At 41.1% G+C, this 1,950-nt stretch carries 1 pseudogene; it reads right to left on the bottom strand.

From position 1 onward, the window contains the following. Positions 1–1,950: pseudogene (locus AC0QT1_RS08540) on the bottom strand (Vomp family autotransporter); the annotation flags it as partial.

Genomic DNA, 1,950 nt, shown 5'->3' with positions numbered 1-1,950 from the left:
TTTCCTACACCGGCAAACGCTTCCGCTACACTCGTATAGCTCTGCTCTTCAACATCACTACCTTCTTCTTTGACAATCTTAACCTTGAAACTTGGAGCCGTCCATTCGCCACCTTCATATTTAGCACCACCACCGAAATATTCAGCAAGGGTGGTATTCAGAGAATAAAGCTGTGAACCATTGACCGCTTCCGTTGAGCTTTCAGCTATATCCCCATTGGCAAGAAATTTAATCTTGCTATGGGCTTTTGCATCTCCTGCTCCATGCGTCGCTACAAAAGCTCCTTCTTCTTTATTCCAGTTCAAAGAATCCTGAGAAACACTTTCAGAGACATCCTTAATCCGTTGGTTTACATTCTGAATACTCTTATCAAAACTTGTAAAAGCTAAACCAACATTTTTAAATGCATGTTGTTCTATATTACCTTCTTTAGAAATCTCAGACAAATTATAGGTAGGCTCGGTAAAAGCTCCATCTTTAAACGCCGCATTACCACCTAAGAAACGCGCAATATCCTCAGAAATTTTATTAAGCTGATTACCATTGATAACATCATACGATTTATCAGCAATTCTACCATCCGAAACATTATGCAATGCTACCGGAGATGAACCGTTGCCTTTGCCAAAAGTAACACTGCCATAATTGGTGTTACCATTTGTTCCTTTATCATAAAGAACAACTGAAGAATCTTCAGACTGAATAGTTTTAGAAAGATCTTCTAAGCTTTTATCAAGCTGAGCTTTATTAACCGCTTCGTTATCATTTTCTGCCGCCTTCACGCCAGAAAGCGTCCGATCTTGATTACCTTTATCAGCAATAGTGATGGTCGTACCATCTTTTTCGCCACCAATCTTGATAATCTTTGTCTTTTCATCCTGCTTAACAAGACTATCGCTGACAACTTTGTTAATCTCACTCTTAACTTCATTGTGAATGTTCGTGAAAGAAGTCCCTACTCCAGCAAAGGCTTCTGCTACACTCTCATAGCTCTTTTCTTCAACATCACTACCATCTTCCTTAACAGTCTTAACTGTAAACTTTGGAGAAGTCCAAACACCACCTTCATACTGAGCAGTACCACCAAAAGACTTTGCAACACTGTCCCCTAAACTATGAAGCTGGGAACCATTGATGGCTTCCGTAGAGGTCGCAGAAATTGTTCCCGCTTTCACACCTGAAAGGGTTCGTGATGCACCATCAGTATTTGCAAACGTAACTTCAGCACCACTCTTTTCACCCCCTACACTAATAACATGCGTCTTTTTATCCTGCTTAACAAGACTGTCTCCTACAACTTTATTAATCTCATTCTTAACCTCTTTATGAAGATTCGTGAATGAAGTGCCTACACCAGCAAACGCTTCCGCTACACTCGTATAGCTCTGCTCTTCAACTACATTACCATCAGAACCAATCGTCGAAACTTCGAATTTTGGCGCTATCCATTTTCCATTTTCATATTTAGCACCCCCACCAAAATAGGTAGCAAGGGTAGTATTCAAAGAATAAAGTTGAGAACCATTGACCGCTTCCGTCGATCCTTCGGAAAGAACGCCAGCTTTCACACCAGACAAGGTCCGCGATGCATCACCACTATTGGCAATACTAATGCTGTTACCACCTTTTTCTGCTCCGATCTTGATAACCTTGGTATCAGTATCCTGCTTAACAAGGCTATCTCCTACAACTTTATTAATCTCATTCTTAACCTCTTTATGAAGATTTGCAAAAGAAGTACCAACACCCTCAAAGGCAGCAGAAACGGTATCATACTCATGCGTTTCAACTACACTACCATCTTCCTTGACAGTCTTAACTGTAAACTTTGGAGCAGTCCATTTGCCATTCTCATACTGAGCAGAACCACCCAAAGACTTCGCAACACTGTCCCCTAGACTATGAAGCTGAGAACCATTGACTGCATCCGTGGAGGTGGCAGTGATATCT

Source organism: Bartonella sp. P12B (assembly GCF_055796185.1).
The sequence above is the reverse complement of the archived record's forward strand: the minus strand, read 5'-3'. Positions and strand labels throughout refer to the sequence as shown.